We start from the raw sequence: 13833 nt of genomic DNA on the forward strand, positions 1-13833 counted from the left end.
GCATCCGGCTCGCGACACGCCGTTTGACCGCCACGAAGGTAACGGTCACCCGACGTGTGGAATCAGCCCAGGACCGCCTCCACCCGGACCACCGCGCCCGGCTCGGCCGGCGGGATCAGGTTGCCCTCGACCCGGACACCATCGACGAGCAGGTGGGTGACCCGGCCGCTGCCGGTCACGCTGATCTCGTAGGTGGCGCCGCGGAACCCGCGGGTCGCGGTGAAACCGGGCCAGCCGGCCGGCAGCACCGGGTCGATGCGCAGGCCGCCGAAGTCCGGCCGGATGCCCAGGATCCACTGCGAGATCGCCACGAAATTCCACGCCGCGGTGCCGGTCAGCCACGAGTTCTTCGCCTCGCCGTGGGTGGGTGCGTCACGGCCGGCGATCATCTGGGCGTAGACGTACGGCTCGCAGCGATGTGTCTCGCTGATCTCCTCGCGGGCCGACGGGTTGATCCGCCGGTAGTAGTCGAAGGCCCGGTCCCCGCGGCCCACCATCGCCTCGGCGATCATGATCCACGGGTTGGTGTGGCAGAAGATGCCGGCGTTCTCCTTGTACCCGGGCGGGTACGACGAGATCTCACCCAGTTCGATGCGGTAACTGGAGTACGCCGGCTGCTGGAGCACGATCCCGTGCGGGGTGGCGAGCCGGTCGGCCACGCTGTCCAGCGCCTTCACGGCCAGGCCGTCCTCCAGGCCGACACCGCCGAGCACGCACATGCCCTGCGGCTCGATGAAGATCTGGCCCTCGTCGTTCTCGCCCGAGCCGATCACGGTGCCGTGGAAGTCGTACGCCCGCCGGAACCAGGCGCCGTCCCACCCGTGCTCGGTGATCGTGCCGGCCATCTTCTCGGCCGCCGCCCGGTAGACGACCTCCTCGCCGTCCTGACCGCGCAGCCCGGCGATCACCGCGAGCTCCTTGGCGGCCAGCACGAACAGCCCGGCGATGAACACCGACTCGGCGACCCCGCCGGACGCGTTCTCGGTGGTCTGGAACGGCTCGCCCGGGGTGTCGGAGAAGCAGTTCAGGTTGAGGCAGTCGTTCCAGTCGGCGCGGCCGATCAGCGGCAGGCCGTGCGGGCCGAGCCGGTCCAGGGTGTATTTCAGCGACCGGCGCAGGTGCTCGTAGAGCGGGACCTCACTGCCCGGCACGTTGTCGAACGGCACCGGCTCGTCGAGGAACGTGTGGTCGCCGGTCTCCTTCAGGTACGCCGCGACACCCAGGATCAGCCACAGCGGGTCGTCGTTGAAGCCGTCGCCGATGTCGTTGTTGCCGCGCTTGGTCAGCGGCTGGTACTGGTGGTAGGCACCGCCGTCCTCCTTCTGCGTGGCGGCGATGTCCAGGATCCGCTCCCGGGCCCGCTCCGGGATCATGTGCACGAACCCGAGCAGGTCCTGATTGGAGTCGCGGAAGCCCATGCCGCGGCCGATGCCCGACTCGTAGAACGACGTCGACCGGCTGAGGTTGAAGGTGGCCATGCACTGGTAGGCGTTCCACACGTTGACCATGCGGTTCGTGTCGCCGTCCGGCGTGGTCACGTTCAGGCCGGCCAGCAACTTGTCCCAATAGGCGCGCAGGTCGGCGTACCCCTGCTCGACGGTCTCGGACTGCAGCCACCGGGAGATGACCGGCGACACCCGGGTCTTGTTGATGGTCTGCGATCCCGGCGGATCGAACTTGTCGTCCTTCGGATTCTCGGCGTAGCCGAGGACGAAGACGACCTCGCGCGTCTCACCGGCCGCGAGCCGCAGTGTCACGTGGTGACTGCCGATCGGCTGCCAGCCGTGGGCGATCGAGTCCTTCGAGAGACCGCTCTCCACGACGGCCGGACGATCCCAGCCCCGGTACGCGCCGAGGAACGCCTCGCGCTGCGTGTCGAACCCGGCGAGCGGCTCCGAGCAGGCGAAATAGGCGAAGTGGTCGCGGCGCTCGCGGTACTCCGTCTTGTGGTAGATCACCCCGTCGACGACCTCGACCTGGCCGGTGTTGAAGTTGCGCTGATAGTTCGTGGCGTCGTCCTGCGCGTCCCACAGGCAGAACTCGACCGAGGAGAACAGCGACACCTCGGCGTCGTCGGCCCGCTCATTGGTGACCCGGACCCGCCAGACCTCCAGCGTCTCCCCGAGCGGCGCGAAGTACAGCGTCTCGGCGCGGATGCCGCGGCGGGACGAGCCGATCTTCGTATACGACAACCCGTGCCGGCACTCGTAGTCGTCCAGCTCGCGCTCCGGCGTCGGTTGCCAGGAGGGCGACCAGAAGTCGCCGCTGACGTCGTCGCGCACATAGACGTAGCGGCCGCCCACATCGAGCGGCGCGTTGTTGTAGCGGTAACGGGTCAGCCGCCGCAGACGGGCGTCACGGTAGAACGAGTAGCCACCCGCGGTGTTGGACACGATGCCGAAGTAGGCGTCCGTGCCGAGGTAATTGATCCACGGCAGCGGTGTGTCCGGTCGCTCGATGACGTACTCGCGCTGCTCATCGTCGAAATGCCCGTAGCGCAAAGGGTCCTCCCCCGTCGCCGTCGGAGCCGCCCGGCGGGTCGCCGGCCGACATGGAAGCAGTTTGGGAGCGCTCCCATGGTCGACCATTTTACCGCTTCGACACCTCCGTGGGACCAGTCCGAAAAGACTCTTGTTCGGGTACGGCCACACGTCCCCGACCGCAACGATCCGGCCCCGTTCCCTACCCCGCGACGCCGGCGGCCCGTCCGGACCGCGACGCGACCGCCGGGGCGAGGCGGTCCGTGACGCCGGACGGCCGCCCGCGCGGGAGACGCGGGCGGCCGTGTGGGGGACGAGTACCGGCTACGGGGCCCAGGCGCCGGCGACGTTCCAGCTGCTGTCGGCGCTGAGGGTCAGCGGCCGGTCGAACCCGGATCCGGTGCCCGAGGCGATCCACGCCTGGGCGTCGAAGTGCCGCAGGTACCGGCCCGGGAAGTTGATCGACTCGAAGGTCACCCCGGTCCCGCCGAGCCCCGGCCGGGCACAGAACGTGGCGTCGGCCGCGAACAGCGCCGACCCGTCGTTGCCGGCCAGCCGGATCCGGCTGGCCGCGTGCCGCAGGTACTGCCCGGGAACGTTCACCGACTCGAACGTGTAGCAGGACGAGTCGGCGAGACCCCGGCGGAGCGTGAACGTGGCGTCGGCCTTGAGCAGCGCGCCACTGCCCGCGGTGACCGCCTCGGTCCAGCCGAGACTGTCGGCGTGCCGCAGGTACCGGTCGGTGTAACCCCACGTGGTGACCTGCAGCGACCGCCGCACGTCGAACGGGAGGAGCACCGAGCTGCGCCACAGCGCCGGGCTCGACACGTTCCAGGTGGCGTCGGCGGCGAACGAACCACCGGTGTCCGGGTCGATGCGGACCTGGTCACTGGCGTGCCGCAGGTACCGCCCCGGCTGGCCCGCCGCCTCGAAGGAGACCCCGCCGGCCGCCAGGCCCGGCCGGGAGCACCACGTGGCGTCGGCCGCGAACGACCCGCCCGTGTCGGCGTCGATACGCACCAGGCTGTTCGCGTGCCGCAGGTAGCGGCCCGGGAAGTTGACCGACTCGAAGGAGTAGCAGCGAGGATCGGACAACCCGGCGACGGTACGGAAGGACGCGTCCTGCCGAGCACCGTCCCCACTGATCACATCGGTCCGGGCCACCGAGTTCGCATGACGCAGGTGCCGATCGGTGTACCCGGCCGTGGTCACCTGGAACGACCGCACGTGGCCGAGGGCCAGCGGCACCGTCGCGTTCTGGTTCCGGGACGCCCGGATCAGGCTCGTCATCGCGGCCCGCACCTGGCCGGTGTCCACCTTCTGGATCTGCCGGTCGTAGGTGAACAGCCCGTTGTACTCGCCCTCGACGTCGGTGATCTCGGTGTAGACGAACCCGGAGAGGCCCTTGCTCGTCATCAGCCGTTCCGAGTCCCGGATCATCCCGGTGAACCGGTCGTTGAGCTGCGCATTGCTCGACATCTGCTCGTAGGCGAAGAACTGCCCGTTCGGGCTGTACTCATGGCCCGGCGTCCGCAGGCCGAGCCCGCCGAACTCACCGAGGATCGACACCCGGGCCGACGACGGCAGCGGCGCGTCCGGCCCGGTGTAGACGTGCCAGTCGATCATGTCCCCGGTGCCCGGGTCACCCTTCGACGCACAGCAGTTGAAGCCGGAGTGCGCGTTCATCAGACGCGTCGGGTCGTAGTTCTCCAGGTCCCGGGTGACCCGCTGGGTCTCGGCCAGGTTCCACTCTCCCCAGCCCTCGTTGAACGGCACATAGGTGATGACCGCCGGCGAGAACCGGTGCTCGTCGACGATCTCCCGGGCCTCGGTCTCGAACTGGGCGATCTGCGCGGCCGACTTGGTGTCGTCGCCGCCGGACGGGATGTCCTGCCAGACGAGCAGCCCGAGGCGATCGGCGTGGTAGTACCAACGGGCCGGCTCCACCTTGATGTGCTTGCGCACCATGTTGAAGCCCAGGTCCTTGTGCTTCTGGATGTCGAAGGCGAGCGCCGCGTCGGTGGGGGCGGTGTACAGCCCGTCCGGCCAGAAGCCCTGATCGAGAGTGCCGGCCTGGAAGACGAACTCGCCGTTCAGCGTCGGCCGCAGCACCCCGTTGACCAGCTTGGTGCCGACCTCACGCATACCGAAATAGTTCACCACCTGGTCGACGGTGGCACCGCTCGCGTTCCGCAGCGAGACGCGCAGGTCGTAGAGGAACGGGTCGTCCGGCGACCAGCGGCGCGCGTTCGGCACCGGCACGGTGAACTCGGTGAACCCGCCGGTGGCACTGCCGACGACCGTGGAGCCGTTGAGCGCCTCGGCGAGGACACTGTGCCCGCTGACGTTCCCCCGGGTGAAGACACGCACCCGGGCCGTGTTGGCCGTGATGTTCGGATAGATGTCGACCGAGTAGATCGACGACGTCGCCGTCGGCTCCAGCCAGACGGTCTGCCAGATGCCGGACGTCGGCGTGTAGAAGATGCCGCTCGGGTTGTTGACCTGTTTGCCGGACGGCTGCTCCTCGCCGCGCCCGTCGGTGGGGTCGTAGACGCGGACGACGATCTCGTTGGTCCCGCCGTTGAGCTGCGGCGTGACGTCCACCTCGAACCGGTCGTAACCGCCCTTGTGGGTGGTCACCTGCACGCCGTTGATCCAGACGGTGGCCTCGTAGTCGACCGCGCCGAAGTGCAGTTGGACGCGGCGGCCGGCCCAGCCCGCCGGCACGGTGAAGGTGCGCCGGTAGAACATCAGGTCACGGTTGTCGTTGCGCATGATCCCGGACAGTGCCGACTCGACCGGATAGGGCACCAGGATCCGTTCCGGCAGGGTCTGCCCGATCGGCGGGGCCGCGTTGCGGTTGACGTTGCCGGCGGAGTCGGTCGCCGGATTGAGGAACTGCCATTCACCGTTCAGTGACTGCCAGTCCGGCCGGGTCATCTGCGGCCGCGGGTAGTCCGGAAGAGGGTTGGTGGTGGAGACCTGGCTGGTCCAGGGGGTGGTGAGCGGGGGCGTCTTCGGAACGACGGCCACCGCGGGTGCGGCGACACCGGCCAGGCCGGTGGCGGCCACGGCGAGAACAACGCAGGTACGGGCGACGAATCGGCGCATCGGACTCCTCAGGGGAACGGTCACACCGCCCTGCAAGATCGAACGGTATCTCACAGGGTCGAACACATTCATCCATCGACGTTTATCTTCTGTCAAGGTTCCGAACGATTTCCGGAACCCGATGCGGGGGTCGTTATTGCCACGTGCCGTCCAAGTCCGACGTTGCCCGGAGCGGCCCGGCCCCGACGAGGCAAGATCCAGGGATGGGTGACACTCGTACCGACCTCGCCGCGCTCGAGGCCACACGCAGGAGGATCCGCGAGGAACACCTGCGCCCGCCCGCCGAGCGCCCGGCCTCCACCGCCCGGGGCCTGCACCACACCGCCCTGATCAGCAGCGACGTCGAGACGACCGTGCGCTTCTACCAGGACCTGCTCGGCTTCCCACTCACCGAGCTGATCGAGAACCGCGACTACCCCGGCTCGTCGCACTTCTTCTTCGACATCGGCAACGGCAACCTGCTCGCCTTCTTCGACCTGCCCGGGCTGGACCTGGGCCCGTACGCCGAGGTCCTCGGAGGCCTGCACCACCTGGCCATCTCGGTGGAGCCGGGCCGCTGGGCCGAGATCGTCGAGCGCCTCACCGCGGCGTCGGTCGACCACGCCGTCCACAGCGACGTCTCCGTCTACTTCACCGACCCCGACGGCGCCCGGATCGAGCTGATCGCCGACCCGCTCGGCGAGATGTACGGCACCAAGGTCCTCTGACATGGAGCTGTCACGGATCACCCCGGAGCTGCGCGGGCCGGTGCGGCGCTTCCCGGCCATGCCGATCGAGTCGGAGTGGTTCCGGCGCCTGAGCCGGCTCGCCCTGCCCCTGATCAGGTCGGGCGGCGTCCCGGGCGTGACGATCGAGCAGGCCATCCCCGGGATGCCGGGCGTCCGGGTGCACCGGCCGGAGCTGGTCCGGTCGCGGGCCGCGCTGCTCTGGATCCACGGCGGCGGGCTCGTCACGGGCGCGGCGCGGATGGACGACCGGATGTGCGGCGGCACCGCGGCCGAGCTGGGGATCGTCGTGGTCGCGGCCGACTACCGGCTGGCGCCCGAGTTCCCGTACCCGACACCGCTCGACGACTGCCACACCGCCTGGACCTGGCTGCTGCGCAACGCCGCCCACCTGGACGTCGACCCGGGACGGGTGATCATCGGCGGGCAGAGCGCCGGGGGCGGACTGGCCGCGGCACTGGCCCAGCGGCTGCACGACGAGGGCGCTGTCGAGCCGGTCGCGCAGTGGCTGTTCTGCCCGATGCTCGACGACCGCACGGCGGCCCGCCGTGAACTGGACGAGATCGGGCACCGCGTCTGGAACAACCGGCACAACAGGTACGGGTGGAGCGCCTACCTGCGGGCCGAGCCGGGCGGCGAGCAGACTCCGGGGCATGCGGTTCCGGCACGGCGTACCGACCTGACGGGCCTGCCGCCGGCCTGGATCGGCGTCGGTGACGTGGACCTGTTCCACGACGAGGACCTCGACTACGCGGAGCGGCTCCGGGCCGCCGGAGTGCCGGTCACCTTCGAGGTCGTCCCGGGCGCGCCGCACGGCTTCGAGGCCTGGGCGCCGAAGACCGCGGTCAGCCGCGACTTCGTCCGCGCCGGGCGGGACTGGCTGGCCGGGTTCACCGGACCGGCCGACGGCCCGGGGCAGCAGCCCCGGGCCGTGGAGTGATCAGGCGGGCGGCGGGCCCGACGGCGGAGTGCCACCCGGACCGCCTCCACCCGGGCCACCGCCGCCGGGGGCGCCACTGGGCGGAGTCCCGCCCGGCTGGCCCTGACCGCCACCGGGCGGGGCAGCCCCGGCACCCGGGGTGGTCCCGGTGTCCACGCCCACGCTGAGCGCCACCGCATAGCCGCCGCTCACGTCACCGGTCACGGTCGCCAGCTGCTTGACGCCGGCGTCGTCGCCGAAGACGTTGTCCGTCGCCAGCGTCAGCTGGGCCAGGTTGGTGACCGACGACTCGTAGCCCTTCTCCTGGTAGACGGTGTCGCAGTACTCCTTCGGGATCGCGACCTGCGAGGTGGCGATGGCCTTCGTCGAGTCGGTGATGCTGGCCTCGTCGGGGTAGACCTCGAAGTGGATGTGCGGCCAGCGACCGGTGTAGCAGGCCGGGAAGATGCTGGTGAACGTCACCTTGCCGGCCGAGTCGGCGATCTGGACGCCCCGCAGGTAGTTTTCCTCGGTGACCCCCTCGGAGTACATCGAGTAGAGACCGGCCCGGTCGCAGTGCCAGACGTAGACGGCCACCCCGGCGAACGCGGCCCCGCCGTTGGCGAGGTCCTTGATGGTGAGTTCGAGGGTCATCGGCACACCCTCGGCGGTGCCGCCGGCGTCGCCGAAGCTGGTCCGGATGTCACTGCGCACGATGCCGCTCTGTTCGAGCACGTCAGGACCGTTGGAACCGTCGCCGGGGTACGGACCGGCCGTCTCGTCGGGAATCTCGTCCGACGAGACGGTGGCCGCGGAGGAGGTCGTCGAGGTGGCCGACGATGACGAGGACGGGGAGGTGCAGGCGGCCAGGCCCAGCGACGCCGCGCCGATGCCGAACGCTCGCAGGATCTGCCGCCTGCCCATCAACGTGCCCAGGTCGAAACCGAGGCCCTGGTCGAAGACCTCTTCGTCCGGGTTGGGGAGTGGACGCCCCTGATAGGTCGGGTGGTGCTGTGAGCTCACTTTTCCTCCGATATGCCGCTCGGTGGGTGTTACGCCACCATGCAAACACCGGAGGCTATGGACGAACTGTGCGTCAGCTAGCGGAGGCCGAATAGCTGTTGGTGACGAAGTCCTTGCCACCGCTCGCCGAGGTGATCTCGTAGCCGAACTGGATCGTGCTGAGCGTGACGTCGCCGAACCAGCCACGGGCCCGGATCCAGTTCATCACCGCGCGGATGTCGACGGTGCCGGCGTTGGTGTTGCTGGTGCGGACGAACGAGAACACCTGGTTGGCACCGTTCGAACCGGAGTACACGTTCCAGCTGTGACCACCGACCGTGACCGCGGTCTGGAACGACCCGAGCGGCCCGACCGCCCCGGTCTTGTTCATCCAGAGCATGATCTCGTACGTCGTACCGTTGGCCCAGATGTCATAGGCGGTGGTGTAGGCCCCGCTGGTCGGCACGGTCACGTTGAAGCTGCTGGTGGCGCTGCGCAGCGAGCTGAGCCTGATGCCGACACTGCGGCTGGCGTTGGGGTAGGACTTGATGCCGCCGGTGTTGGGGTGGTTGGCCCAGACCCCCCAGTTGCTGGCCGAGTTGGCCCAGATGGTCTGCGGCCCGGCACCGCTGCCCCAGATGTTGTTGTAGAGCGTGTAGCCACCACTGGTCCAGTTGCCCCACTGGTCGGACGACCACCACACGGCGGCCTGGGCGGGGGCCTGCCCGAGCAGCAGCATGACGGCGGCGAGCAGCACGGACAGGGTGAGACGGAGTCTGCGCACGGATACTCCCTGGGGATGTCGAAGCGCTTCGACACTCGATCGTGGGAATCGATGACTGTCGAATAAAGGGGATACCGGCACACTAGGCCGGAAGTCATCAGCCCGCAACGAGAAAGAAACCTCCGCTCCAAAGTGGATCTACGGTAAAGTCGCGGGACATCGACACGGATCAGGGGGCACCTGTGGTGGACGAGACGGTGCCGGCCGGGCTGGACACGTCGACGGCGCATCCTGCTCGCCGCTACAACTACTGGCTGGGCGGCAAGGACCACTTCGCGGCCGACCGCGAGTCCGGCGACATGATCGAGCGGGCCCACCCCACCGTCCGGCTCTCGGCCCGGGAGAACCGCTCGTTCCTGCAGCGCGCGGTGCGGTTCCTGGCCGAGGAGGCGCGGGTCGACCAGTTCCTCGACGTCGGCACCGGCCTGCCCACCGCCGACAACACCCACGAGGTCGCTCAGCGCCGGGTCCCGCACAGCCGGGTCGTCTACGTCGACAACGATCCGATGGTCGGCGCGCACGCCCGCGCCCTGCTCACCAGCAGCCCCGAAGGCGCCACCCGTTACCTCGAGGCCGACCTGCGCGACCCGCGGACGATCCTCGGCCACCGGCAGCTCAAGGAGATCCTCGATCTGGAGCGGCCGGTCGGGCTGGTCCTGATCGCGGTGCTGCACTTCATCCCGGACCACGCGCAGGCCCGCGACGTCGTCCGCGAGCTGCTCGCCGCCCTGCCGTCCGGCAGCTACCTGGCCGCGTCCAGCTTCACCCTCGACTACAGCAGCCCGGAGACGGCGGCGGTCGCCCGGCAGATGATCGCCCAGGGCCGGTCCGACGCACACCCGCGCACCCGTGCCGAGTTCGCCGAGTTCTTCACCGGGCTCGGCCTGATCGGCCCCGGCATCGTCCCGGTCTCCGAGTGGCTGCCGGAGGTGCCGGCCCACCAGCGACCGCCGGCGGAGCAGGTCGCGATCTACGGAGCGGTCGGCCGTAAGCCCTGATCAGACGAGCGCCCGCTGGTAACGCACCTCGTCCAGCGGGAAACCCCAGGACTCGTCCACCTTCGACGCGCCGTCGGGCAGCCAGCCCGCCGCCTCGTAGAACCGGCGGGCCCGGACATTCGTCCCCAGCACCCACAGTGTCGCCCGCCGGAACCCGGCCGCCACCAGATGATCGACGGCCGCCGCCATCAGCTCACGCCCGGCGCCCGTGCCCTGATGCCGCGGCAGCAGGTACATCGCGGCGATCTCCCCCGTCACCGAGACGTCCACGCCGGGGTCACGGCTCGGCAGGACGGTCACGAACCCGGCCGGCGCCGCCCCGTCCCCGGCCCAGACCAGGATGGCGGCGGGCGGGCGGATCCGGTCCAGCCACTGCCGCCACCCCGGTTCGCGTTGCGCCGGGTCGAGCGAGTCCAGATAGTCCTGCGGAATCAGGCCGGCATAGGCCGCCTGCCAGGTGCGGACATGCACCGTAGCGAGAGCGACCGCATCCCCGGGCACCGCATGACGAACCGGCATCCCGCAAACATAGTCCGCCGGCCACCGCCGGAGGGCCCCGGCGCGGAGGACGGGGTCCTCCGGGACGGGGCCGTGGGTGCACGGGTGCGTGCTCAGGAGAACAGTGCGGAGTACCCGTTCAGCGCCGGCTGCCCGCCCAGGTGCGCATAGAGCACCTTCGACTCCCGGCTGATCTCACCGCGCTGCACCATGTCGATCAGGCCGGCCATCGACTTGCCCTCGTAGACCGGGTCGGTGACCATGCCCTCGGTCCGGGCGGCCAGCCGCATCGCGTCGAGCGTCGTCTCGTCCGGGATGCCGTAGACACCGGCGTGGTACCGCTCGTCCAGGATGATCTCGTCGTCGGTCAGCTCCCGCGCCCCGATCAGCGCCGCCGTGCTCCGGGCGATCCGGGCCACCTGCGCGTGGGTCTCGGCCGGTTTCGCCGAACCGTCGATCCCGATCACCCGGCGCGGGCGTCCACCCGCCGCCGCGAACCCGGCGATCATGCCGGCCTGGGTGCTGCCGGTCACCGAACACACGATGACGGTGTCGAAGAAGACCCCGAGCTGCTCCTCCTGCGCGATCACCTCGTACGCCCAATTGGCGAACCCCAGCCCGCCGAGACGGTGATCGGACGCGCCCGCCGGAATCGCGTAGGGCGTGCCGCCGGAGGCGACGACGTCGGCGAGAGCCGCCTCCCAGCTCTCCTTGAAACCGATGCCGAAACCAGCCTTCACCAGCCGCACGTCCGCGCCGGCGAGCCGGCTGATCAGGATGTTGCCGACCTTGTCGTAGACGCTGTCCGGCCAGTCCACCCAGCTCTCCTGCACGAGCACGCACTTGAGGCCGGTCGCGGCGGCGACCGCGGCGACCTGGCGGGTGTGGTTGGACTGCACACCACCGATCGACACCAGCGTGTCGGCGCCCTGCGCGATCGCGTCGGCCACCAGGTACTCCAGCTTGCGGGTCTTGTTACCGCCGTACGCGATACCGGAGTTGCAGTCCTCCCGCTTCGCCCAGATCTCGGCGCCGCCCAGATGACGGGTCAGACGGTCGAGCCGGTGCACCGGCGACGGGCCGAACAGCAGCGGGTGACGGGGAAAATCGGAAACACTCATGAGCGCCCCTCGGTCAGCGGGTGAAGGTGGCCCCAGATCTCGGCGTTGACCTCGATGGCCCGGGCCACGTCGTTGTCGGCCAGTGCGGAGATCAGGTCGTCGTGCAGACGGACGGAACGGCCCGCCTGCGGGGACGTGAAAAGGAGGCGTTCGGCGCGGCGTACCAGAGAGGTGTATCTCTCGACCGTGCCCGAAGCCGCGGCGTTGCCGTAAGCGGCGAGCGGAATCGCGTGCACCTCGTCGTCAGCGGCGAGAGCCGCCTCGACGTCGCCCTCGGCGACGGCCGCCGCGAACCGGGCGTTCGCCTCGCGCATCGCCGCCACCCGGTCGGCGGCGAGCGTGGCGGCGACGTTGCGCACCGCGAGATCGTGCATCGCACCGAGCACGGCCGCGGCGTCCTCGACGTCCTTGGCCACCACCTCGGTCACCCGGGTGTAGCTCTGCGGCTTCGTCTCGACCAGGCCCTCGCTGGTCAGGCGGGCGATCGCGTCACGGATCGGCGCGCGTGACAGGCCCAGCCGCTCGGCCAGCTCGTCGGGCCGCAGCGCGGCGCCCGGTGCCAGCGTGCCGTCGATGATCGCGCCGCGCAACCGCCCGTAGGCGGCGTCCCTCAGCAGATGGCGTCCGATGCTCTCCACAACTGAAATGTTAGATGCCAGCATGGGGCGGGCGCCAGAGGTGTGCCGTGACCGGACGGCAACCCGGTCACGGCAGGGGATCATCTGCGGTCTGCTGTTCCCTCACCACCACGGCACCGGCCGGTGCCGCAGCAGCAGTCAACCGCCGCGGCACAGCGCACCGTAGGGCCGTTGGACAGGGCTTCCAAGGACCTTCATCGGTACGGCCACGCAGGCTTCCGTGGCTACCCCCGCCACGTCGTCCCCGGCCCGGACCGCGGCGCGACCGCCGGGCCGACCGCGATGGTTGCGGAATTCGCGAGCCGTCGCTCAGGAAGGCCGACGTCCGCACATTTCATGTGTCAGCGACGGCTCACGCTCTGACGGCAAGTGACGGTGGTGCGGACGCCGCCTCGTCGCCCGCACCACCGTCACGCCTGCTGGGGTCAGCGGCGCCTTCTGCTCGCCGCCCGGCCCTTCCTACTCAGCGGCGTCAGTAGTCGCCGCCTGCTTCCTGCTCAGCGGCACTGGTACTCACCGCCCGGCTCCCTACTCAGCGGCGCTTGGTGCTCGCCGTGTGACCGGCCGCCTCGTCAGCGGCGCCCTGCTCCTCGGCGGCACCTTCCTCGGCGGCACCTTCCTCGGCAGCGCCCTGCTCCTCAGCGGCACCCTCTTCGGCGGCACCCTCCTCGGCAGCGCCCTCCTCGGCACCCGCGTCACCGGCGCCGGCACCCGCGGCGGCGACCGCCTTGGCGTCGGCCAGAGCCAGGCAGGACTGGAGGAACGCCTGCTGGGCGGAGGTGACGGCGGCGGCTGCCGCGGCCGCCTGGTCGGCCGGCTGCTCGGCGTCGCCCTGCTCGTCGGCAGCGCCCTCCTCAGCGGCACCCTGCTCCTCGGCGGCGCCCTCCTCAGCGGCGCCCTTGCCCTTGCCCTTGGCCTTCTCCTTCTTCTCCTTCTTCGCGGCCTTCAGGATCTTGGTGTACTTCTTGGCGAGGGCACGGTTCTCGGCCTTCGCGGCAGCCGGGTCCTCGGCGGCCTGCTCGGCGGCTTCGGCGGCGTCCTCGGCTCCACCCTGACCCGCGGCCGCGGCCACGTCGGCGGCGAACGTGTCACAGGCCGCCTCCAGAGCCACCGTCGAGTCGGCGGCGGCCTCCTCGGGGGCCTGCTCCTCGACGGGGGCGAGCTCTTCGCCGTCACAGATCACGATGACGTCGTTGACCTGGAGTTCGGCACACTGGGAGATGTCGAACTGCTTACCGTCCACCGAGATCAGGTCAGGGGCGGCCTTCTGCTCGGTGCTGGCGTTCGCCAACTGGACACCGGCCACGCCGCTGACCAGAAGCACGCCAGCGACCACCACCGCGCCGATCGTCTTCCGCCGGTTGTCCGGGTTGTTACGTCGGTACGAGCGCGCCCTCATAATCACTCCTCGTCGTTGGACGTCCATGCCGTCGGTTGGGGGGCCATACGGGCGGCGGGCGCCGAGGGGTTCAACGCACTCGTCCGATTGCGTCCCGAATCGCCCCTCCGGAAGGCGCCATAACCCCAGCTCAGAGTGCGTGTGACGACAGCCCGAAA

Annotated in this window: 11 protein-coding genes; 3 read left to right on the forward strand and 8 right to left on the reverse strand. The window is 70.0% G+C overall.

What is annotated here, in order from left to right:
• Positions 1-62: 62 nt before the first annotated feature.
• Positions 63-2501: a GH36-type glycosyl hydrolase domain-containing protein gene (locus ACFO0C_RS33265; protein ID WP_378070708.1), complete on the reverse strand. Its 2439-nt coding sequence runs from the start codon at positions 2499-2501 to the stop codon at positions 63-65.
• Between the two features lie 303 nt (positions 2502-2804).
• Positions 2805-5591: an AbfB domain-containing protein gene (locus ACFO0C_RS33270; RefSeq protein ID WP_378070709.1), complete on the reverse strand. Its 2787-nt coding sequence runs from the start codon at positions 5589-5591 to the stop codon at positions 2805-2807.
• Positions 5592-5794: 203 nt separating this feature from the next.
• On the opposite strand from ACFO0C_RS33270, the gene ACFO0C_RS33275 reads away from it, so the two are divergent.
• Together ACFO0C_RS33275 and ACFO0C_RS33280 are read left to right on the forward strand one after the other, a co-directional pair.
• The gene (locus tag ACFO0C_RS33275) at positions 5795-6298 is read left to right on the forward strand and encodes a VOC family protein (RefSeq protein ID WP_378070710.1); all 504 of its coding nucleotides are present in this window, start codon (positions 5795-5797) and stop codon (positions 6296-6298) included.
• 1 nt (position 6299) lies between these two features.
• Complete coding sequence (locus ACFO0C_RS33280; RefSeq protein WP_378070711.1) at positions 6300-7256, forward strand: alpha/beta hydrolase; 957 nt, start codon at positions 6300-6302, stop codon at positions 7254-7256.
• Here ACFO0C_RS33280 and ACFO0C_RS33285 read toward each other — a convergent pair whose 3' ends face one another.
• Together ACFO0C_RS33285 and ACFO0C_RS33290 are read right to left on the reverse strand one after the other, a co-directional pair.
• A complete protein-coding gene (locus ACFO0C_RS33285; protein WP_378070712.1) occupies positions 7257-8258 on the reverse strand; it encodes an intradiol ring-cleavage dioxygenase in 1002 nt (333 codons plus the stop codon). It abuts the gene before it with no gap.
• A gap of 73 nt (positions 8259-8331) precedes the next feature.
• Complete coding sequence (locus tag ACFO0C_RS33290) at positions 8332-9021, reverse strand: GH12 family glycosyl hydrolase domain-containing protein (RefSeq protein ID WP_378070713.1); 690 nt, start codon at positions 9019-9021, stop codon at positions 8332-8334.
• A gap of 182 nt (positions 9022-9203) precedes the next feature.
• On the opposite strand from ACFO0C_RS33290, the gene ACFO0C_RS33295 reads away from it, so the two are divergent.
• Positions 9204-10019 carry an SAM-dependent methyltransferase gene (locus ACFO0C_RS33295; protein ID WP_378070714.1) on the forward strand — a complete coding sequence of 272 codons (816 nt, stop codon included), beginning with the start codon at positions 9204-9206 and terminating at the stop codon, positions 10017-10019.
• Here ACFO0C_RS33295 and ACFO0C_RS33300 read toward each other — a convergent pair whose 3' ends face one another.
• The 4 genes from ACFO0C_RS33300 to ACFO0C_RS33315 all read right to left on the reverse strand — a co-directional run bounded on the left by ACFO0C_RS33300 (position 10020) and on the right by ACFO0C_RS33315 (position 13675).
• On the reverse strand, positions 10020-10538 hold the full coding sequence (locus ACFO0C_RS33300) for a GNAT family N-acetyltransferase (protein WP_378070715.1): 519 nt from the start codon (positions 10536-10538) through the stop codon (positions 10020-10022). It lies immediately after the preceding gene.
• A 92-nt stretch (positions 10539-10630) separates the two neighbouring features.
• Positions 10631-11638, reverse strand: coding sequence for a 1-aminocyclopropane-1-carboxylate deaminase (locus ACFO0C_RS33305; protein WP_378070716.1), 1008 nt, complete (start codon positions 11636-11638; stop codon positions 10631-10633).
• Positions 11635-12276, reverse strand: coding sequence for a GntR family transcriptional regulator (locus ACFO0C_RS33310; protein WP_378070717.1), 642 nt, complete (start codon positions 12274-12276; stop codon positions 11635-11637). Before ACFO0C_RS33310 ends, ACFO0C_RS33305 begins: the two co-directional genes overlap by 4 nt.
• A gap of 532 nt (positions 12277-12808) precedes the next feature.
• Positions 12809-13675 carry a hypothetical protein gene (locus tag ACFO0C_RS33315; protein WP_378070718.1) on the reverse strand — a complete coding sequence of 289 codons (867 nt, stop codon included), beginning with the start codon at positions 13673-13675 and terminating at the stop codon, positions 12809-12811.
• Positions 13676-13833 lie beyond the last annotated feature (158 nt).

Source organism: Actinoplanes subglobosus (assembly GCF_042650585.1).
In the GTDB taxonomy this organism is placed as follows: Bacteria; Actinomycetota; Actinomycetes; order Mycobacteriales; family Micromonosporaceae; genus Actinoplanes; species Actinoplanes subglobosus.

What these genes read in the sequence shown, in the direction of transcription:
- ACFO0C_RS33315 (WP_378070718.1), bottom strand. Translation starts at nt 13,675, where the DNA reads ATGAGGGCGCGCTCGTACCGACGTAACAACCCGGACAACCGGCGGAAG.
- ACFO0C_RS33305 (WP_378070716.1), bottom strand. Translation starts at nt 11,638, where the DNA reads ATGAGTGTTTCCGATTTTCCCCGTCACCCGCTGCTGTTCGGCCCGTCG.
- ACFO0C_RS33270 (WP_378070709.1), bottom strand. Translation starts at nt 5,591, where the DNA reads ATGCGCCGATTCGTCGCCCGTACCTGCGTTGTTCTCGCCGTGGCCGCC.
- ACFO0C_RS33300 (WP_378070715.1), bottom strand. Translation starts at nt 10,538, where the DNA reads ATGCCGGTTCGTCATGCGGTGCCCGGGGATGCGGTCGCTCTCGCTACG.
- ACFO0C_RS33280 (WP_378070711.1), top strand. Translation starts at nt 6,300, where the DNA reads ATGGAGCTGTCACGGATCACCCCGGAGCTGCGCGGGCCGGTGCGGCGC.
- ACFO0C_RS33275 (WP_378070710.1), top strand. Translation starts at nt 5,795, where the DNA reads ATGGGTGACACTCGTACCGACCTCGCCGCGCTCGAGGCCACACGCAGG.